Raw genomic sequence first — 20,772 nt, forward strand, 5'->3', positions numbered from 1 at the left:
TGGACATATTGATGTCCAGTTTTAATAGAGTGTAGAAAGACCAAATTAATTGATCCCGAAAGACGTTATATTAACGTCTTCCCTCTCGACGAAGTGCACTTTGAGTAAACTCATTGTCTTGGAATGACTGTGTAAAGTCATACATTTTCTCTTCGTTGTCTAGGCCGATTGCTAGATAACGACGAGAGTTTAAGTCGTGGTATACGTCTAGTGTACTCCAATGTGTCGGTACGTCGTAATAGTTAATACCATGTGCCATTGCAACGCGGTACATTTGATCACGGTTATCATATAAGTCCGCTATATGAATTTGCCAGCTATCTTCATCGATGAAGAATACACGCTTTTTATAAATGTGGCGTGTGCCTTCTTTAAGGTTCGCTTCAACAACCCACACACGGTGTTTTTCATAACGTACGTGCTCTGGATTAATATGACCGGCCTTCAAAATATCTTCATACTTCAAAGAGTCGCTATGTAATTTATAGCTGTTGTACGGAATGTACATCTCTTTTTTGCCTTTTAATGTCCAATTATAACGGTTAGGAGAACCGTTGAACATGTCAAAGTCATCTGTTGTACGTAAGCTATCAGACGCAGTTCCCGGTGCATCATATGCAACGTTAGGTGCACGACGAACTCGACGCTGACCTGTGTTATACGTCCATGCTTGTCGTGGTGTTAAAATTTGGTCCATGGTTTCGTGAACGAGTAATGCAGTTCCCGCTAATCGAGCAGGCTCAGTTACCTTCTGCTTGAACTTAAATAACACATTAGATTTTTGTAGCTCTTCTGGCGTTGCACTTGGATCTGAATACTTAACCAGTAGCTTTTCATCAAAGCCGATAATGTTATATGAACCAGAAGCCGTTGGCATCGCCTGACCACCGTTACGGGCGATAGACAAACCGCGATATCTTAATAAGTGGTTCCAAATCGCTTCCAAGCCATTTTCTGGAATCGGGAATGGAATACCAATCGCTGTATTTTTAATCCCGTTACCGCCTTCAATCAGCTCAGCCGTTGATGCATATTTTTTAGTCGCATCGTATACAAACTGAGGATAAGCCGCACTGCGTCGCGTTTGATATATATTCATTTTAAACGTATCTGGGTACGTTTCAAATAACGCTATCTGGCCTGGACTCAAGTTATCTTTATATTTATCAAGATTGCTCTTATCGATAGTAAATAAGATCTTGTCGTCCGCATACGGATCTGGGTGGTGCATACCAGGCTTAAAGTTTGCAGGTGGCTTAGTTATACCGCCAGTCCAAGCAGGGATTGAACCATCAGCGTTACCAGCAACTTCAGCGCCAATTGGTGATAGATCTTTACCCAAACGATCAACCTCTTCAGGTGTCATTTTCGCTAAAGCAATTGGTGCAGCCATTATTGTCATTATTGATGCTGCTAGTAGTGTAGGTTTTCTAAACATATCGAAAGCCCTTAAATTGAATACTTAATATTAAATGATACAAAATCGCGATCTGAGAATGTGTTTGTCGCACCACCGCCCCAGAACGTGTTGTACCCTAAATCAAATGACCATGCATTTTGATAGCTAAAGTTAAGGTTCACACCCATAGACTTTCTATCTTCAACAAACAAGAACATTGGATCTGGTGTTGTTCCGTTTACGTCATGTGAAAACACAACTCGTGGTGAGAAATTTACACCTGAGAATAAATTGTTGTATTCACCTTTAGCAATCAGACGGTAGCCCCACGAAGAAGCCGTTGGGAATGGGTTAACTTCAGGGCCATTAGACACTGCTTGGTGGATCAGGTCGTAGTTACGACCTTCTATTCCCTCAATTGTGCCACTTCGACCAGTACCCGCAACATTCAAACGTAGCTCATCATAAGAAGGCATGTCTTTGATCGTAACTGCACCTACTTCACCGACAACCGCCCAACTATCCGCGCCAAGTGATGGGCCGAATAAATGTGTTGCTGTGAATTGTAGCTGCATCGTGTCTTTAAGAACGAAGCCTTGTGCTACTTCGCCAGGTTGGACGTATGAAACGTCATTACCTTGGCTTAATTGAGAGAAACCCTCAAAATCTTCGCGAATGCCTGCTGCAGCTAACTGCTCAACCATACCTGCATATAAAAGCTCTACGTCATCAATCTGTAGCGGCTCGTCTTGACGGTAAGCAAATTCACCAGAGAAAGCTGTTTCACCAATTGCTGTGTTAAAGCTCAAACCATAAAGTTTAATGTCTTCAGGATAAACGATAACCGCTTGTGTGAAAGCGTTAAGGTTCGTGATATTGTCTTCTGTGATCTTATTATTTTGAATATAGTTAAGATCCTGCATTATCGCACCGGTAGTAAAGTTAGATGCTTTACCAGAAATAAGCGGTCTGCGGCTGTGATAATTGATATGATAAAGCGCAATTTCAGTATCGTTCAATTCTGGAACGAACATACCTAAACGAATACCAAATTGACCACTGTCATCAGCATCTGTTTTACCCGCATCACCCTTACCTTTTAACGCAACTCTTGTTGGGTAAGCAAGGTACATAGACGATAGCATTTGCAATGCATCAGGGCTGCTTAAGACGCTTTGATCTGTGACGTCTAAACCTTGTGCAGCAAGTGCACCAACCCAGTTAGACTGCAAAGAATTTAAAGCTTCAGTTAGATGATGTAAGTCAATATCTGGGTTTGACGTGAAACCAAGCTGTACATTTTGCGAATAACCATTTGCAGATGCAAAATCATTCGTCGAGAAATAACTACCGGTCGCTGGCAAGCGAGTCTCATGCCACTGATATTGATAAAATGCTTCTAGCGTGACATTCTCAGTAATGCCAAGTGAAGCCCAAAGCATACCTACAGGAATGAATGCTTCTTTTAACTCAGAGCCCGGCGCTTTAAGACGGTCAATATCAACAGGGTTTACGTTAATACCATGCGATATTAATGTACTTTCACCCCAGTTGATTACTTGCTGACCTAGACGAATAGACAGCGGATTGTTGCCATCGTTTAAATCAAAATCAGCCCATACAAAGGCATCTAGCAATCTAGCGTCAGAACAGACCTGTTCTTTCGTATCGTCATCTGCACATGGATCTACATGTTGACCAGACACTGGGTTACGGTAAGCAAAATCACCGTCTTCCATCGCAAAGTCATAGAAGTACATAAAGCGAGAGAAGAAGCCATAATTGTCTTTAGTGATGGCAAATTCGTGTGTACCTTTTAGCTGCTGAGAAAAAGTATCACCAGCATCAAAGTTTAAGTTGCCTGCATCACCATTGTTAGAGTAAGCACCTTCTTGGCTCCAAACTTGCGATGAAGAGTACAAAGTATTGCCCGTTGAAGCATTATACCCACTCCAATTAAACCTAGGGTGGTTACTCTTACCGATAATTCCAAAGTCTCGGTCCTCAACACGAATACTTTGTCCATATGAGAACGTTGAATCAAACGTTATCTCAAAATCACCGACTTGGAAATTAGCGGCTTGCGCATGCATGCCAACCGTTCCGAAAATGGCTGCTCCAAGTCCAAGCATAATCTTGTTCTTAGTAAAGCGCGCTTTTTTTATCATTATTTCTCCCCCTTATGGCGGGTAAATCTAATCAAGTTATTGTTTTTTGTTGTCGTAACGATAGAAGCGAAAATCGAAAATTACAAATTTTACGCGTTCGTTCGGTGCATTTTTAACTTTTTAGCCCGTCTTTTAACCTTGGTAAGACGTCTTACCAGAATAGTTATAACACGTAATTTAAGTTTAAAACAAACCGAATTAACAAAAATACTTTATCCCACAAAGCCTTTTTAGAGTTTATGTCACCTTTTCAAGTGCGATAAATCGGTTGCTATCGTCAAGCTGTAATCTAAAACGCCCATTCACACCAATGCTGGATACAAACCTTCTGATGTGGGCAGCTGGGAAGCGAATACGCTTCCCACCATCTTCCACAACCTGAATAGATTCAATATCCCCTTCATAATAAGCAAGGCACTGCTCATAGGTCAGTCTTAAATAAAAATAATATTCTTGCATGTATCAGTTTAATGCTCTATCAATTTTCTCATATAGATCATCACTTAAGTCTGAAATTCCTGCTAAACGCTCAAGTTGTGCTCGCATCTTTTCTTGTCGGCTTTCATCAAAACGCTTAAAAGATAAAAGTGGAGTAATAATTCTTGATGCATTTTGTGGATTAAGTTCGTTAAGCTCAGCGATTAAGTTACCTAATAATTCATAGCCTTTGCCGTCAGGCCTATGGAATTGTTTAGGATTCATCCTTGCAAAAGTACCAACCAAAGATCTCACTCTATTCGGGTTGGACTTGTCAAAGCATGGGTGTTCATATAATGATAGAATCACATCTATACACTTATCTGACTGACTTGTTGCGTGCATTGCAAACCACTTATCCATAACAAGTAGATCATGATTCCATTGTGTATCAAACTCTTGCATTAATTCTGTTGCCAATGGGTGCTGAGCATTTAATGCACTCTTTAGCCCGCCCAGTTTCGTTGTCATATTCGAAGAGTTGGCCTGCTCTTTCAGCCAATCCGAAACATTTTCCGCCGTGAGTGACAAATAGTAGAGACTCTTATTACGTAACGCTCTGATCGCAACCTCTTCAGCGCTTAACCCTCCACTATCCTGAACATTTTGATAGAATTCAGTTAATTGCGTTTTTAACAGGTCTGCAATTTGTCGCTCAAGGCGCTCAATCGCCTGGCATAAAGCATCAACAGGTACAATATCGTAACCGCCAGACAGTGTGTCAAAGTTTGGAACGGAAATATACTCAGCCAAAATCGCTAAATCATCTGGCTTATTTACAAATAGGCTTTCTAACACTGAAGATAGCTCACCAAACATAGTTTGGTTTTTATCTTCAGAATCGACATAAGCTCGTATTTGTTGAGTAAACAAGATTTGCATCGCTTCCCATCTTGCGTAATAACTTGATGCATATTTTGCAATATGGCCAAGTTGAGACAGAGAGTATTCATACTCAAGTAAACACGGCGCAGAAAAGTCTTCTAATAAAACAGGAGTTGGTTCTGAACCGATATCCTCAAACACAAAAGTTTGTTTCTCTTCAGTTAACTCCAGTACTTTATCTTGCTTTAAAGGTGCACCTTTAAGTGCAATCGCTTCACCACTTTCATCAAGTAATTCAATTGCTACAGGGATATGAAGTGGCTCAGTCACCGGATCGTTCTTTGCATGAGTCTGGTTAATGTCTATTTGATATGTTTTTGCTTGTGCATCATATTTGGTTTTAATATGTAGTGTTGGTGTACCAAACTGTTGATACCACAATTTAAACTGACTCAGATCGGTATTTGTCGCATCAGCCATAGCATTAACAAAGTCATCACACGTCACAGCTTGACCATCGTGACGTTCGAAGTATAACTTCATGCCTCGCTGGAAGCCTTCTTCCGACAGCAAGGTATGCATCATACGGATCACTTCAGCACCTTTATTGTATACAGTCACCGTGTAAAAGTTATTCATCTCTATAACTTTTTCAGGGCGAATAGGATGCGCCATAGGACCCGCGTCTTCTGCAAACTGATGAGTACGCATCGCATTAACAGCGTCAATTCTGTTTAATGCTCTAGAGCCTAAGTCACTACTAAACTCTTGATCTCTAAATACAGTCAAACCTTCTTTTAAACTTAATTGAAACCAATCACGGCAAGTTACACGGTTACCGGTCCAGTTATGGAAGTATTCATGACCAACAATGGATTCAATAACGTGATAATCTCTATCCGTCGCTGTTTCTTGATTAGCAAGTACACAAGCACTATTAAAAACATTCAGACCTTTGTTTTCCATTGCGCCCATATTAAAGAAGTCGACTGCAACAATCATGTAGATATCAAGGTCGTATTCTAAATTGAAACGCTCCTCATCCCATTGCAGCGACTTTTTCAGAGACGTCATCGCATGTGGGGCTTTTGATAAATTACCCTTGTCGACGAACAACTGTAACTTAACTTCTCGACCTGTTTTAGTCACAAACTTATCTTCTAGGGTATCAAAATCACCTGCAACCAGAGCAAATAGATAAGATGGCTTTTTAAACGGGTCTTCCCAAGTGACAAAGTGTCGCCCATCTTCTAGGTCTCCTGAATCAACTTGATTACCATTGGAGAGTAAAAACGGAAAAGATTTATCCCCGATTACAGTAACTTTGTAAGTTGCTAGTACGTCAGGCCTATCGAAGAAGTAAGTTATTTTCCTAAAGCCTTCAGCTTCACACTGAGTGCAATATGCGCCATCCGAAAGGTACAGTCCCTCTAATGACGTATTCTTTTCAGGGGCAATCTCAGTCTCTATTTCAAGGGAAAAAGATTCAGGCACAGAGTTGATTTTTATTCCATCAACTAGCTGAGTAAAATCAGAATGTGGTTGACCATCAACTTTGAGTGAAATAAGCGTTAAATCGACTCCATCCAGCTGAACATATGATTGTGCACCATTCGCTTGCAATTCATACTTTGCAATTACACGAGTTGTTAACGGTGATAAGTTAAATGTGAGGTCAATATGTTCCACTTGGTGACTTGGTGGCTGATAATCTGCCAATAATTTAGCTTGCGGTTTTTGTGTCATTAAAATTCCTTCATCGCATAAAATAGCGCAATTTGATCAACACCACCTATCCGCCAATCTTTGCTACCTAAATCATGCAAGTGTCTAATATATATACACATGCATCCATTGAGGACACATACATAAGTTAAACGAGATTTTATAATATTAAATGAGGGAAATGTAGCTTGCAAATAAGTTTAGACGGGTTATATGACTGTTTAGACAATAAAAAAGGCTCCAATATTTGGAGCCTCTATCTTTTAATCTTGTTCTCTTGGTTTTAGCTTTAATACTTTGACACCAAGATAGCCATAAACGATTGCTAAAAGCGGGTTGATTAAATTAAAGAAAGCGTAAACGGCATAATCTAACGGGTTAATTAATAGAACGCTTTGCATATATGCACCACATGTATTCCAAGGTATTAGTGGGCTAGTAATCGTTCCCCCATCTTCAAGCGTCCTAGATAAATTAACGCTCTGAAGACCACGCTTTTTGTATTCTTCTTTAAACATCCTACCAGGGACCACAATCGCGATATATTGGTCGGCCGCAACAAGGTTCGTACCAAAACATGTTGCTATTGTTGATGCAATGAGCGAGCCTGTACTTTTCGCAATTCGAAGAATACTGCGCACAAAAACTTCTAGTAAGCCAGTTTTCTCCATTATGGCACCAAACATCAGGGCAGTCATGATCAACCACGTTGTTGTCAACATGCTAGACATACCTCCACCACTGAGTAAATCATCCATTTTTGCATCTCCAGTTTGAACACTAAAGCCATCAAAAAAAGTTGCCCAAATCAGCTTAAACTGACCAACAAGCTCACCTTGAGATGCATCTATTTGGCTCGCTATCAAATCGCCTTGGAAAAGTAATGCCCATACAGCGCCGACGACAGCACCAATTGATATCGCCGGAAAAGCTGGCATCTTCTTAATCGCAAGGCCAAGTAAAATAGCCAAGGGTACTAGCATAAAAATATTGATATTAAAGTTGTCTTGTAAAATCGTGCTAATTGCGTCAATTTTACTCGCATCACTTGCAACATCTGCGTTAAAGCCCATTACAATGAAAATAATTAAGGCAATAACAAAACTTGGTACCGTGGTCCATAACATATGCTGTATGTGATCAAACAGGTCACTGCCCGCCACTGCGGGCGCCAAGTTAGTTGTCTCTGACAACGGGCTGAGTTTATCACCAAAGTAGGCGCCAGATATCACAGCTCCCGCCGTCACAACTGGGTCAAGCCCTAAACCGTTGGCCACACCTAACAAAGCCACACCAATTGTTGCAGCTGTGGTCCAAGAGCTACCAATACTCATCGCAACAATACCACAGATTAAACAGCTTGCAGCATAGAACCAAGACGGGTTAATGATCTGCAACCCATAATATATCAATGTCGGAACCGTACCAGATAAAAGCCAAGTACCAATTAAAGCGCCAACCATGAGCAAGATCAAAATCGCCCCCAACGAAATCGTGATACCTTTGATCATCGCTTCTTCAAGCGTTTTCCATGTGAAGCCATTTTTTAAGCCGATTAATGCTGCTGTAAACGTTGCGAACAATAACGCGATTTGGTTTGGACCAGACGATGAGCTGTCGCCATACAGATAAACTGCAGCGCCTAATAAGCTGACCAATACAATGATTGGTATAAAAGCATCCCACGAAGATGCTGTTTTTGGTTGTTTCAAATTTATGTACCCCTCGCACTCATGTTGGTGCGTATTATTATTTGACCGAGTATTTTCACTCTTTTACCAATCAGGTTTGATAATAATTCAACGCGTACTTATCAGTATCGATTATCAAGACGGATTGATAAACATAGTCTATGTTGTCTTGTTGCGGCTGACGATAATAACAAATTTGCGTTCAGGAGTAACGAAAAAAGGCGCTGTTGCGCCTTTTTTCGTAATACCAAACCATTAAATAGGTTAAATATCGTTCTTTACAATCTTGCCAAAGTTGATCATATCTTGCGTGATTAACGCTGTCTCTTCCAAATAAGGGTCTAGCTCTGAAATGACGTCTGGTACATCATCTAAATCTTCGATTGCTTCTAAACCTAAACGCTTCAAGCGTTCATTTGTTCTAGCAAGTGCTCTTTGGTCTCTTTCCTCACGCTCTTTCTTTCTTTGGGCTTCGACTAATGAAATCGAGACTTCGTTTTCTTGCTCTTTATAACGTTTAATATCGTCGTAAACATATGAAAATTCAGGTTCTTTAGCTATACGTTTAGTATGCTTTTCATTTAAATGTGCAATAATCGATGATAAATCATCAATAGTATTGTACTTGGCACGGGCAATACTATCCCACGGCAATGCGTTATCTTCTTGGCTTTCGCCCCATTCTTCTGGCTCAATAAATGACGGCAGCAAAATATCCGGGATTACACCTTTATTCTGAGTACTACCACCATTTATTCTATAAAATTTAGCAATTGTGTAGGTAATACTGCCAAGTGGGTTTTCGAACAAATCGTAAGTTCTTCTCAGCCCCTTATGTTGCTGCACAGTACCTTTACCGAATGTTTGCTCACCGATGACAATTGCGCGGCCATAATCTTGCATTGCAGCTGCAAAAATTTCAGATGCTGAAGCACTATAGCGGTCAACTAACACTGTCATCGGGCCGCTGTAATATGTTTTACCATCTTGATCTTTTTGTACGTCCAAACGATTTTGTGCAGTGTGAATTTGTACGATTGGCCCTTTATCAATGAACAGCCCAGACAGTTTCTTAGCTTCGTAAAGTGAACCACCGCCATTCTGTCTGAGGTCAATAATAATACCGTCGACTTTCTCTGCTTTAAGGGCGTTGATTTCTTTTAGAACATCCTCAGAAAGGTTGTTATAGAAACTAGGTATTTCAATTACACCTATCTTACTCGTTAAATCAGAGTACTGCGCTTCGAAGACCGATGACTTAGCGGCGCGATCTTCTAACCTAATCTTGTCTCTAATTATTTCAACAACTTTCGGGGTACCATGTGAGTCGCTTCCTTTAAGGTATTGCAATCTGACTTTAGTACCCTTCGGCCCTTTAATCAGATCTACCACGTCATCTAGTCTCCAACCGATGACATCGACAAACTCTTCACCATCTTGGGCTACCCCAATGATTTTATCGTCTGCTTTTATCTGTTCCGTTTTATCCGCAGGCCCGCCTGGAACCAAGCTGCGAATAACTGTGTAATCTTCATCGTAACTTAATACTGCACCGATCCCTTCAAGCTCAAGGTCCATATCCATCTTAAATTGCTCAGCTCTACGAGGCGAAAGATAAGACGTGTGTGCTTCGATGCTTCTAGCGAATGCATTCATAACAATTTGATATGCATCTTCACTATTGGTTTGAACTAATCGCTTTTGAGCATTTTTATAGCGCTTAGTCAAAATCTCTTTTATGCCTTCCCAATCTTTACCCGTTAGCTTTAAGCGCAGGGCATCAGATTTGACCCTTTGACGCCAAAACTCATTGAGTTCAGCTTGGTCTTTAGCAAAAACAACCTCTTCACGATCAAAATAAAACGCGTCTGGCGTATCAAACTTCATCTCTTTATCTAGTAAAGAAATAGCATATTGAAAACGCTCAAACCGTCTCTGTAAACTCACATTGAACATTTCAAAAGCAAAGTCTAACTTACCATCAGCGAGGGCTTCATCAAACTTTGCTTTATGTTGTTCAAAACCATCAACATCCGACTGCAAAAAAATTGACTTGTTGTAGTCTAAGGTTTCTACATATCTATCAAAAATTTCTTCTGACAATGTTGAGTTGAGTTTAAAACGTTTGTAGTGGTTCTGAGTAAATTTATCTGTCACTCTTTTCGTAGCTGTTGCGTGCTGTAATTCAGGTTTTAGCACAGGTATGTCTTTTTCTGTCACAACGCTATTAGCTGCAAAACACGTGTTTGCAACAAACAATGCAACTGCACCAATGAGTGGTAAATTTTTACTCATACACTACTCCTTATAGAATAAATAGACTATCAGCCTTAGTCTTAACCTGCATACCAGTCACAAGTTCAACGTGTACCTCGTCTTTATTGACTTCAGTAATCGTTGCGTTAACTAGCGCTTGACCAAGCTTAACTTTTACTTTGTTATTAACCTTGACCTCATTTGCAGGAAGAGGTTCAACTTTTCCAGAGCTTCTGCGCTGTTGTTGTTGAGCTGGTTTCTTATTAACTCTAGGCTTTTTGTTAGCATGGCGTGGTTGGCCAGGCCCTTTTGATTTGTAAGATTTTGTGTCACCGTCATTGCGAGGTCTTTGCGGCTTCTTGCGCTTAGCCATTTTCGCACGGCTTTCTTCTAATGCTTTTTGTGCGTGCTCAACGTGCTCTTGCTCAACTTTCTCAGCTTGACCACCTTCCAAATCGACACGAAACTCATTTTTAGTCACTGCTTCTAAGTAGCGCCAACTTGACGTGTACTTTCTTAAAGCTTGTCTTACTTGTGTTTTGCTCACTTTATCAGAGCCTTCGATCTTCTCAGCAATATCTTTAAAGATCCCGACCTTAAGTGGCTTTATACCATCCTTTTGTTTAAAACACTGAGGGAATTCTGAGTATAAAAACTCCAGAACCTCATTAATATCTTTTAGCTTGTTTGTGGTTTCCATGTCTAAACCTATTTAAATATCTTCATCAAGTGATGAATTAATATAGTGTGTAACCCAGTCTAAGAGTTCATCCAATTCGGTTTCAATTAAAGCCATGTCACCGCGTAGATGTTCCCAAATACCATTAATAATTTGATCAATTTGCTCACTTCCAAGATCTTCTGGCAATCTTTCCCAAGCGAAATGGATAAGTTCGTTGAGCGTTTCAGCTACTTGCTCTTCGTCACCTTCCCAATCCCCAACATCAAAATTAGAAAACAAGTAATCTTGTACATTAAGCATATCTTTCATTTTTAAAGTGTTTCCTCGAAGCTTTTAACTAACGCCTCTAAGCCCAGTTTATCTTGTTCATCAAACCTTGCCAAACTAGGGCTGTCAATGTCCAGCACAGCAAATATTTTACCCTGCTTATATACAGGTATTACAATTTCAGAGTTAGACGCCGCATCACATGCAATATGACCTGCAAAGGCATGTACATCTTCAACCAGTTGCGTTTTAGCCTCTGACACTGCAGTGCCACAAACGCCTTTACCAACTGGAATACGGATACATGCAGGATTACCTTGGAATGGGCCTAATACAAGTTCATTGTCACCATCCATAAGATAAAAACCAGACCAATTGATATCTTCCATGTTGGTAAACAGCAAGGCACTTAAATTCGCCATATTAGCAATGTGGTTGTGCTCGCCTTCAATTAACCCTTTTGCCTGTTGATTTAACAGCTCATAAAATTTTTGCTTTTGCATTATTAATACTGAACATTCTTACATATAAACAGTAAAGGTACTCTTTCAAGCCAATAAATGAAACCTTTTCAGAGGAAAAAGTCCCAATTTATCCTCAATCTAACTGCAACTGTTCAATTTACACTCAAAGGAAATGTTATTGCCTTCTGAGGCTGTATAAAAAAAGTGCGGATGCAAACGCACTCATAACCGCATTTGCAATGAGTATTGGCCCCGTGGAGACTGCAAGCAAGTAAGTAAATGCAGTTCCGCCTAGTAGAGCTGTTGTTGTTAAGGCCGAATACGATAGCTTGCCACGTTTATACAAAAATAAATACACCGGAAGAACACATAACGCCATGACCATACCCACAATATGCGCATTTGAAATCGCAGTAGTTAGCAGCTGAAAAAAAAGCTGCCCTTGTCCTGTCGAAATATAGAAGTATGCACCTAATACGCAGCCAATGATAAGAGGCGATAACATTGAAACGCCAATTGCAGTTGCGACTTTTTTCATTTCAAATTCCTTACAAGAATATGTCTTTAGTGAAGTCTTCTTTGTAAGTGAAATGCCATCAATAAGACTTTGGTCGCATGCCACTAGATTGAGCTAAATATATTTTGAAAGTAAAAAAGCCCAAGCTAACTTAGCTTGGGCTTAATATGGCGGAGAGATAGGGATTTGAACCCTAGATACGCTATTAACGTATGCCGGTTTTCAAGACCGGTGCTTTCAACCACTCAGCCATCTCTCCAAGTTTGTAAAACAACACATTTTAAACGTGATGTTTGTTGTAGTGGCGGAGAGATAGGGATTTGAACCCTAGATACGCTATTAACGTATGCCGGTTTTCAAGACCGGTGCTTTCAACCACTCAGCCATCTCTCCGAAATTGTTGATTAATACTGTCTTACTTTATCATTGCAGATTAATCATAATAGTGGCGGAGAGATAGGGATTTGAACCCTAGATACGCTATTAGCGTATGCCGGTTTTCAAGACCGGTGCTTTCAACCACTCAGCCATCTCTCCGAAACTTTTTCATGCATAAGCATGTTATAATTAGTGGCGGAGAGATAGGGATTTGAACCCTAGATACGCTATTAACGTATGCCGGTTTTCAAGACCGGTGCTTTCAACCACTCAGCCATCTCTCCGCAGCGGGGCGAATAATAGGGAAACCTTTTTAGAATGTGAAGCTTTTTTTTTGCTTTTTTTATCGTTTGACTAAAATTCAGCTCGTTTGACGACAATTCCAGCTAGCTTGGCGAATTTTTTATCAATCTTTTGTTATCTTTGAACTATTTACCTCAAAAAATGGTCTACTATTCGAGAAAGGTTTGCTCAACTATGTAACTCTTGGTAATCTTTGGAAAGTTTAATTATCGGAACATCGTGTTTCTATTAAGGAGCTATAATATGGCGTTCAATCATTCGTACACTACTGAAAAAGCAGTAATGTCAACGACTGAAACAAATAAAGTGCTTAAAAGCACTTACTTTCTTTTAGCAATGACTTTGGCATTCAGTGCCTTAACTGCTGCAATTTCTATGACTATGGCATTACCTAGATTTACAGGTCTTGTCTGTTCTCTGGTTGCTATGGGTCTTATTTTTGTTATCCAAAAGAAGGCAAACTCTTCTTCAGCAATCGGTCTGGTTTTCTTATTCACTGGTATTCTAGGTTTTGGCTTAGGTCCACTGCTTAACTCATACTTAAACTTACCAAATGGTGGATTGCTGATTGCACAAGCGCTTGGTTCAACTGCATTGATTTTCTTCGGTTTATCAGCTTATGCTTTGACGACTAAGAAAGACTTCTCTTTCATGGGTGGCTTTTTAACAATTGGTATTTTAGTAACTGTAGGTATTTCTATTGTAAATATCTTCATCGGTAGCCCAATTGTATTCATTGCTATCAACGCTGTGTTTGTATTACTTATGTCTGCAATGATCTTGTTTGAAACAAGCAGAATCGTAAATGGTGGCGAAACTAACTATATTCTAGCGACAGTAGGCCTGTTCGTTGCTATCTACAACCTATTCACTTCTCTATTAATGCTATTAGGCGTTATGTCAAGTGATGACTAATCTTATCATTCTGATAAAATAAGCCCCATTAGGGGCTTTTTTTATGGGTTTTTTTTGAGCCAATTTATTATTTCGGTACATTGCGGTCCTGCAGATCATGATACTTTGCAATGTCTTGAGCGCTTTGCTCGCGCTACACTCCAACAACAGCACTCGATCAAATGCATTTTTCTGTATCAAGATGCGGTACTCCATGCCAATCAACATTTTGCGCTTGCAAGCGATGAGCTTCAAGTAAGCACAGTCTGGCAAAACCTTCATGACTTGGGTATACCATTAAAACTCTGTGTTACAGCAGCTGAAAAACGCGGTATCAATATATCCGATACAGGTTTATTTACTGTCGCTGGTTTAGCTGAATTCGCTATGGAAACATGTAAAGCTGATAAGTGGGTGCAATTCAAATGACAAAAAAAGTATTAGTTATCTGTGACGCTTCACCATTTGACAAGCAAATTATCCGCGACAGTTTAGATATGGCTCTGATTTTTGCAGCCATTGATCAAGAGGTAAGTTGGTTGTTCAGAGGCCCTTCTGTGCTTGCATTGAAAGAAGGTCAAAAGCCTAACCAGCTCGGTATAAAAGACTTTTTGAAACAGCTTAAAACACTCGAGATTTATGATGTGGATAGCATATTTGTGTGCGAAGACGCACTTAATGACTTCTCCATATCAAAAGAGCAATTGGCCATAGACACAGATGCGTTAAACATAAATCAACAACAAGCACTATTAAGCGAACAAGATCACGTGGTTAAGTTATGAGTTCAATAGTACATATTTTTTCTAAACCGATAAGCTATTATAGCAATGTTGATATGGGCCTAATTAGCCGAACAGATAAAGTGTTGCTTCAGCAAGATGCCTGTTATGACCAATCAAAATTCTTAATTAACTGCCCTGCCTCTATATTTATGCTAGAAACTTGCGCTTTAGCCCGCGGCGTTTTACCCGACAACTCCATCACACTTGTTGATGACTTGAGTTGGGTTGACCTTATTGCAAGCAGTGACAAATCTTTAACGTGGTAATTATGTTAGAAGTAAACGATAGAACGATAGAAACAGATAAAGAAGGCTACTTATTAAATCACTTAGACTGGGATGAAAGCCTTGCACCAGTCATTGCATCTGGTGAAAATATCACATTGACCGATGCCCACTGGGAAGTCATTAGATTTGTACGTAGCTTTTATGAAGAATATGGCACTAGCCCAGCGATCAGGATGCTTGTAAAAGCGATTGCAAAAAAACTGGGGGAAGATAAAGGCAAGAGTATCTACTTATACAAACTTTTTCCAAAAGGCCCTGCGAAGCAAGCCACTAAGATTGCAGGTTTGCCCAAACCCGCTAAATGCATATAAAAAGGGAAGGCTCAGCCTTCCCTTTCTCATAGATATTATTCATCTACTGGCCATGTAAATGGCACATCAGGAACTGATAGACCTCTTGCTACCACAGACTCTGCAACTGAGAGCGAAGGGTCCGTGGGTGACCACAAGTCTGTTACGAAACTAACGCTTGCTGATTCACTGGCAATGTCACCTAAAACACCACTTGCATCAATATCGAATACAAAGCTAGCTGTACCATCATATTCACAAGAATTAGTCGGTGCATACTCAATATTTGCACGATGATCGGTACCTAAATACGTATTCGTCGATGAATCGTATTCAAAGAACTGTCTTTGGGTAAAATCTTGTAAGGTGTGATTATTATTAGGCCCAGCCCAATTACAAATAAACCCTTGTACCATGCCATCTGTCACATCAATGTCAGTACCATAGCCAAAATGCGCTTCGCCGTTTTCTAAAGATGCATCATTAAATCCAATATTTAAGATCCGACTATTTGAATCATTCACACCCGCTTGCCATGCATATGCATAATCACCCGCTAAACTCGTTAGATTAAAATTCGCACCGAAAATTGCAAAATTCTCACTCCAACCATCTGGGTTATCGGTATTATGGTATTTGTTTTTCACATCCACTTGTTGGTCACTGTTAAATGCCCCACTAATACCATGACCACAATTGATTGCCGATCTTGATTGCAAAGACATCTGCTCTGCACTTCGTTCGTAAGATAGCGAGCCCACCAATGTGCGTTCATTTTGACTACAATTACCACCAGGGAACTCTATACCCGTTACGCCGACTTCGCCTTCAACAGTAAAGTTTAATAGCCCAGTATAATTCGTTGCATCGCTACCAGGTGTATGTACCATAGATAACGTAATTCCATAATCTGAGCCCGACACCGTATAGGTTAGATTAACGCGATATTCCCAAACGCCAGAAGTCAATTCTATGCTCGCAGTATCAAAATTAATATCTGCTAATCCCTTACTATTCATCTGTGTGGTCAAATCAATCGCGCTGCCGTCAGATGGTAAACCCGAACCGTCATCAATAGCCGCAGACACCATACTAGCCAAAGTCATCAATGCCATTCTTGATCGCTCTCTCACTGCTTGCAATTGAGCATTAGTTTGAGCAACAGCACACGCATTTCCATTTTTTGCACTGGCTAACCACAAACCAAGATCCCCCGTCGGTAAAGTACCTGAGCTCATACTAGGATCAGTTGCATCAGGGTGGCCCTGATAGCTCACTTGGGGTCCAAAACAATCCGCATTTTCACTATTTCTATAAAAAGAACGAACTCGAAATACATCTCTCAAGGGGGTTTCACCACTTAACAATGCATCAATCCTTCTCGTCGCCCAAAAGTATGTTGGTGATGCTGGGCCTCTCGCCTCTAACGTTCTGTAAACATATTGCCTATCTTGTTCATCACTGCTATCTGAAAATGGAGATGCGACTGCCAATGATTGCGGGAAATATACGCCACGATTATTCGTCACATCATTATCTGTACTTCCACTACTATCACCAGTATCTGTTTGCCCTGATGAATCGTTATTCATATTTGAGTTTGTATCACTACTATTATCTGTCGATGTATTTGTCTGACTGTTTTCAGTTTCCTGAGTCGATGATTCTTGCTGAGATGAATTGTTCACTTGACTGGGGCTATCACTTTCAGATGATGAGCAGCCGGCTATTAAAGACACCATAACTAGGGGGATGTAAGATTTCATGATTGCATACCTTCTTTGCCTAACCTGTACAAATAACTTATGCGAAAAAATACAATTGGACAAAGTAGCTGACGTTAACACTTGTCAGTTACTGTTGATATATGACCCACTTTAGGATGAGTTTTAAAGCGACAAACAAGAATAATTATTCAAATTGATTGATAATTAATTGCAACTCAATCATAAAATGCAGAAATAACTACGTTTTCCAACTAATCTAAATGTTAGTTCATCTGAACATGCTTAATACAGTTTTTTACATCAAAAATTGAACTTTATGGAGAGAAATTTCGTTTAGAGCGAAAAAGGCGTTAAGCTAAGCTGTGATCGCCGTAGCTTAACTCACGTTGTCATTTTTAAGTGCTGCTTGTCGCGTCTAAATCAGGAGGTACTACTTCACTCGTTTCCAGATTTCATATTCAACAAATTTACCATCTTCAACGAGTTTATGATGCCAAAGATCACCTTTGACTTCATAAGTGAATGCCATCTTACGACCGATTAAACTCTCAACATTGCCAAGTGTTACCGTCTCAATAAAATAATTGTCTTTAAGCTGATAAGTGCCGCCGCCAGCATAATGAAACTTGTTGTCGCTACTGGTGATATAGCTAAAATGTGTATTGTTAATGATTTTAGTTGAGGTGACTTGAGGCGCAGACGCTTTCACTCTGCCGTCTTTAGTCGCATATTCACCACTAACAAACTCCCAAGTCCCCATCAAAGGATTTGACAAGGCAAGTGGACATGCAAACGCACACAATAACGTTAAATACTTCAAAATCTATCCCTATTTTATTGTCATTATTTTTAGTAATTATAAAGTTTTGGTGATGAAAACCTCAAATTCGAATTATTCAAGTTGTGAGTCAAACCCTAAACCGCTTGACCACAATCAGATTCATCGATCACCTTATTAATCAGTTCAAATAACCTAGCAAGTGCCCTTTCTACATCTTGCCAGTTTTCTTGTTTCAATAAGGCATCGATTTGGGATACCGTTTGATATATTTCATGACAATCAAACATCGCCGAAGTACCTTTGAGCGCATGGATTGAACGTGCAAGGCCCTCATAGTCTTTATATTTTAATTGATTTTGCAGTTGAACTAACTGCTCATGCAAACCGTCAATATATTGCATTTTTAGTTGCTTAAACTCTTCATCTGGCAAATTGAGATCATCATCAACTATGATATTCAAATAATGTGAGATCTTCTTAGCAAATTGCGCTCTGTCTATTGGCTTAGCTAAATGGTCGGTAAACCCGAGTTTAATATACCTGTCAACTTCATGGCTCATGGTGTTTGCTGTCAGGGCGATAACAGGTGCAGTGCACCCTGTTGCTTGGATAAAGTTAAATGCTTGCTCACCATCCATAACAGGCATTTGAATATCCATCAAAATCAGGTCAAATTCATAGTCTAAAACAGCTTGAACTGCTAACTGGCCATTTTCTACCGCTGTCACATTCAGGCCCATTCTTTCTAAGATCCGAGTAATCAGGCGACAATTATCACTGTGATCTTCAGCCAGTAATACTTCACCTTTAAGCTCCTCAGAATCTAGCTCTGGATCAGTCTGTATATAAGGCTCATTTTGATGATGTATTTCTTCAAACGAGTTTACCCACTTAGTTCGTTCAGTGGTGAATAAACTCAATGACAAGGTAAATGAGGTTCCTGAGCCAACTTCACTTTCAACCACAATATCACCATCTAATTTTTGAGCTAAACTTTTGGAAATATTAAGCCCTAGCCCAGTTCCACCATACTTACGTGTTGTAGATGAGTCCGCTTGATAAAATGCACTAAACAATTCTTTTTGTTCTTCTGTTGTCATGCCAATACCCGTGTCTTGAACACTGATGTATAGCCTGTCGTCCTTACAGCTTACTTCAATTGAAATTTTACCAACCGAGGTAAATTTCAACGCATTTGACGTCAAATTGAGTAGTATTTGCCTTAGTCGCGTTGGGTCAATAACAACATAATCTGGCAAAGGGAATTGATAATTTAAATCAAACTCTAGCCCTTTATCTCTTATTTGTTTACCAAGCAAGGATTCAACATGCGCAATAGACTGAAATAAATTGGCTTCGATTAATTCAACCTCTAGTCTATTTGCCTCTATTTTTGACATATCCAAAATATCATTAATTAATCCGAGTACATGCCGAGAGTTTTGTAATATGACGGTAATCGCATGATTACGCTCGTGTGGTTTAATATCCCCAAGAATAATTCCATCTGCATAACCAATAATTGATGTCATAGGTGTCCTTATCTCGTGACTCATATTGGCTAAGAAACGGCTTTTCGCTTCACTGGCATCGCGCAACTCTGAAGCTAACTGTTCTAACTCATAAGTACGCTTTAGTACCTTCGCTTCTAAGTTTTTATTCAGTTCAATATTCTCTTCACTCGTCAAGCGCACTTTATCCGCGACGGCAAAAGCTAAAAACATTGCATCTAATGCCACACCAATCAAACCGAGTAAATACAAGTTAACCGCTATCGGCGGTAATAACCCCAAATTGGTGAAATTGCCAATCATGTTGGGTACTGCCATACACACATAAGCTAAGATAAAATATCGAGCAGGCTTAAACCCTTCTGATATCCTTAAAATACCAATATAAAGACCTAAACATAAAGCAACGCCAGTAGACAAAGTCGCCCATAAAAAGCCAAAACCAGGAAATAAAATACTGAAAGGCGTACCTATAGCAGCAATAACACCGACCCAAATTGAGGCCGAAGATAAATTTGGATGCTTTTCTTTTAATTTAAGTAAGCAGTTATAAAACAGTGCATTACTGATTGGAGACAACGTAAAGCCTAACCAGTGCAAATGTGCAGAGTAAAACCCAAAAAGCTGATCTGAAATATGAAAGAAGTGGCTCCATGCAAACACCATAGTTGCTGCAAATATTGCATAATAGAGGTGTGTTAAATCTTTAGAGCCAATATAAATGAGTAAATTATAGAGGCCCAATACAATGCCCACACTAAAGCAAATAATCATGATTAAGTTATCAATCACAACTTGCTCTTTAAAGTCTTTGACAGGGACTAGTTCTAACTTAATAGGCGTATAAAAATAATCACTTTCAAACAAAGTAACGACATAATAGTCATTGTCTGGTAACAGCTCTACGGTATTACCATAATGAAACGCAAACTCATTAGGTACCATCCCACCGGAATAGTAGCGCTTAATATCATCTTTTGAGTATATCCTTGTCTCAATATTAGATAAAACTGTGTTATAAGGGTATAAAACCAACTGCTCATAGTTAGAGACATTTTTGATTTGAGTAACAAGCCAATAGCGTCCAGAGAATAACGCTCGTTCCTTTTGATTCTCTAGACGACTCGCCCAGCTCATCACATCATCAAATGACTCAGGAAAACGCGTGTCGTCTTTTGCAGCAAGTACTAAACCCTTGTCGTGTAGATTTACACCTTTTTCAATGCCATTGTACACATACTGCTGAGCACTCACTGAGTGCGACAAAACTAAAATAATCAAGCTAAGAGTCAGTCTAATCAGATACATTATCGATCTAAAAACCCATATGAATGAGCTAACAAAG

At 39.8% G+C, this 20,772-nt stretch carries 18 protein-coding genes and 4 tRNA genes; 5 read left to right on the forward strand and 17 right to left on the reverse strand.

The features are described 5' to 3' along the window. Nucleotides 1-70: 70 nt before the first annotated feature. The 14 genes from QNM16_RS05075 to QNM16_RS05140 form a co-directional block, all read right to left on the reverse strand. Nucleotides 71-1,438, reverse strand: coding sequence for a DUF1329 domain-containing protein (locus tag QNM16_RS05075; RefSeq protein ID WP_284019486.1), 1,368 nt, complete (start codon nt 1,436-1,438; stop codon nt 71-73). Nucleotides 1,439-1,449: 11 nt separating this feature from the next. Next, on the reverse strand, nt 1,450-3,567 hold the full coding sequence (locus QNM16_RS05080; protein WP_284019487.1) for a DUF1302 domain-containing protein: 2,118 nt from the start codon (nt 3,565-3,567) through the stop codon (nt 1,450-1,452). A gap of 237 nt (nt 3,568-3,804) precedes the next feature. Further along, on the reverse strand, nt 3,805-4,026 hold the full coding sequence (locus tag QNM16_RS05085; RefSeq protein ID WP_284019488.1) for a DUF2835 domain-containing protein: 222 nt from the start codon (nt 4,024-4,026) through the stop codon (nt 3,805-3,807). 3 nt (nt 4,027-4,029) lie between these two features. Next, nucleotides 4,030-6,615 (reverse strand): aminopeptidase N, encoded by a 2,586-nt coding sequence (gene pepN, locus QNM16_RS05090; protein WP_284019489.1) that lies wholly within the window; start codon nt 6,613-6,615, stop codon nt 4,030-4,032. A 242-nt stretch (nt 6,616-6,857) separates the two neighbouring features. After that, nucleotides 6,858-8,306: a Na+/H+ antiporter NhaC gene (nhaC, locus tag QNM16_RS05095; protein ID WP_284019490.1), complete on the reverse strand. Its 1,449-nt coding sequence runs from the start codon at nt 8,304-8,306 to the stop codon at nt 6,858-6,860. A 243-nt stretch (nt 8,307-8,549) separates the two neighbouring features. Beyond that, complete coding sequence (prc, locus tag QNM16_RS05100) at nt 8,550-10,580, reverse strand: carboxy terminal-processing peptidase (RefSeq protein WP_284019491.1); 2,031 nt, start codon at nt 10,578-10,580, stop codon at nt 8,550-8,552. 10 nt (nt 10,581-10,590) lie between these two features. Beyond that, entirely contained in the window at nt 10,591-11,241 is a 651-nt protein-coding gene (proQ, locus tag QNM16_RS05105; protein WP_284019492.1) for an RNA chaperone ProQ, read from the reverse strand. A 12-nt stretch (nt 11,242-11,253) separates the two neighbouring features. After that, a complete protein-coding gene (locus tag QNM16_RS05110; RefSeq protein ID WP_063360860.1) occupies nt 11,254-11,532 on the reverse strand; it encodes a hypothetical protein in 279 nt (92 codons plus the stop codon). 2 nt (nt 11,533-11,534) lie between these two features. Continuing rightward, nucleotides 11,535-11,993, reverse strand: a complete 459-nt coding sequence (locus tag QNM16_RS05115) for a GAF domain-containing protein (protein ID WP_284019493.1) — start codon at nt 11,991-11,993, stop codon at nt 11,535-11,537. A gap of 136 nt (nt 11,994-12,129) precedes the next feature. Then, complete coding sequence (locus tag QNM16_RS05120) at nt 12,130-12,492, reverse strand: hypothetical protein (protein WP_284019494.1); 363 nt, start codon at nt 12,490-12,492, stop codon at nt 12,130-12,132. A gap of 147 nt (nt 12,493-12,639) precedes the next feature. Then, nucleotides 12,640-12,730, reverse strand: a tRNA-Ser gene (locus QNM16_RS05125). Between the two features lie 43 nt (nt 12,731-12,773). Further along, nucleotides 12,774-12,864, reverse strand: a tRNA-Ser gene (locus QNM16_RS05130). A gap of 53 nt (nt 12,865-12,917) precedes the next feature. Continuing rightward, a tRNA-Ser gene (locus tag QNM16_RS05135) sits at nt 12,918-13,008 on the reverse strand. 34 nt (nt 13,009-13,042) lie between these two features. Next, nucleotides 13,043-13,133: transfer RNA gene (locus QNM16_RS05140), tRNA-Ser, on the reverse strand. Nucleotides 13,134-13,395: 262 nt separating this feature from the next. On the opposite strand from QNM16_RS05140, the gene QNM16_RS05145 reads away from it, so the two are divergent. The 5 genes from QNM16_RS05145 to QNM16_RS05165 are packed head-to-tail and all read left to right on the forward strand — an operon-like array spanning nt 13,396 to nt 15,429. Continuing rightward, complete coding sequence (locus QNM16_RS05145; protein WP_284019495.1) at nt 13,396-14,067, forward strand: Bax inhibitor-1/YccA family protein; 672 nt, start codon at nt 13,396-13,398, stop codon at nt 14,065-14,067. A gap of 54 nt (nt 14,068-14,121) precedes the next feature. Then, a complete protein-coding gene (gene tusD / locus QNM16_RS05150) occupies nt 14,122-14,475 on the forward strand; it encodes a sulfurtransferase complex subunit TusD (RefSeq protein ID WP_284019496.1) in 354 nt (117 codons plus the stop codon). Continuing rightward, the gene (gene tusC, locus QNM16_RS05155) at nt 14,472-14,831 is read left to right on the forward strand and encodes a sulfurtransferase complex subunit TusC (RefSeq protein WP_284019497.1); all 360 of its coding nucleotides are present in this window, start codon (nt 14,472-14,474) and stop codon (nt 14,829-14,831) included. Before tusD ends, tusC begins: the two co-directional genes overlap by 4 nt. Then, nucleotides 14,828-15,097 carry a hypothetical protein gene (locus tag QNM16_RS05160; RefSeq protein ID WP_284019498.1) on the forward strand — a complete coding sequence of 90 codons (270 nt, stop codon included), beginning with the start codon at nt 14,828-14,830 and terminating at the stop codon, nt 15,095-15,097. Before tusC ends, QNM16_RS05160 begins: the two co-directional genes overlap by 4 nt. A 2-nt stretch (nt 15,098-15,099) precedes the next feature. Further along, a complete protein-coding gene (locus tag QNM16_RS05165) occupies nt 15,100-15,429 on the forward strand; it encodes a TusE/DsrC/DsvC family sulfur relay protein (protein ID WP_237137517.1) in 330 nt (109 codons plus the stop codon). 35 nt (nt 15,430-15,464) lie between these two features. Here QNM16_RS05165 and QNM16_RS05170 read toward each other — a convergent pair whose 3' ends face one another. From QNM16_RS05170 to QNM16_RS05180, 3 genes are all read right to left on the reverse strand, one after another. Continuing rightward, on the reverse strand, nt 15,465-17,174 hold the full coding sequence (locus QNM16_RS05170) for a hypothetical protein (protein WP_284019499.1): 1,710 nt from the start codon (nt 17,172-17,174) through the stop codon (nt 15,465-15,467). A 391-nt stretch (nt 17,175-17,565) separates the two neighbouring features. Continuing rightward, a complete protein-coding gene (locus QNM16_RS05175; protein WP_284019500.1) occupies nt 17,566-17,955 on the reverse strand; it encodes a hypothetical protein in 390 nt (129 codons plus the stop codon). A 95-nt stretch (nt 17,956-18,050) separates the two neighbouring features. Then, nucleotides 18,051-20,726 (reverse strand): ATP-binding protein, encoded by a 2,676-nt coding sequence (locus tag QNM16_RS05180; RefSeq protein WP_417709495.1) that lies wholly within the window; start codon nt 20,724-20,726, stop codon nt 18,051-18,053. Between the last annotated feature and the right edge of the window lie 46 nt (nt 20,727-20,772).

Origin of the sequence: Pseudoalteromonas umbrosa, from assembly GCF_030125375.1 — a bacterium.
Taxonomy (GTDB): domain Bacteria; phylum Pseudomonadota; class Gammaproteobacteria; order Enterobacterales; family Alteromonadaceae; genus Pseudoalteromonas; species Pseudoalteromonas umbrosa.